At 71.6% G+C, this 450-nt stretch carries 1 protein-coding gene; it reads right to left on the reverse strand.

Features of this window, described 5'->3' with window-relative positions; all coding sequences use genetic code 11:
• The coding region (locus tag LPA54_RS38720) for a beta-1,3-glucanase family protein (protein ID WP_228985068.1) at window positions 1-450 on the reverse strand (450 nt) is incomplete at both ends.

Here is a 450-nt window from a genome sequence, read left to right on the forward strand (position 1 = left end):
GTCCCCTGCGGGCGTTGAACACGCCGTGGTAGGCGCCGGGGCGCAGCTTGCGGGTGCTCAGCGTGGTGCCGTCGCCGCGCTGCACGCCCACCGTGTAGGGCGCGGAGAACATGTCGACCTGGGTGCTGTTGATCCACAGCCCCGAGTCGTTGAGCGTGTACTCGGACCAGTTGAAGAGGATGTCGCGGTTGGGGTCGGTGGGGTTCTGCACGGCGGGCTGCACCAGGCCGCCGGTGGTGAGCCGGAACTCCATCTTGCGGCCGTAGGAGAAGTAGATGCGGCCGGAGAACTTGGGGATCGGGATGGTGGTGGACCGGCCGGGGGCCGGGCCCGGGATGGAGGCGTCGGGTGCGGGGGTGGGGGGATTGCCGCCCGCGGGCCAGGGGTGGAAGGCGCCGCTCGCGTCGGCCCAGCCCTGCCGGCCGGACGACAGCTCGGTGCCGAGGTTGT

The organism is Streptomyces sp. DH12, from assembly GCF_020873895.1.
GTDB lineage: Bacteria > Actinomycetota > Actinomycetes > Streptomycetales > Streptomycetaceae > Streptomyces.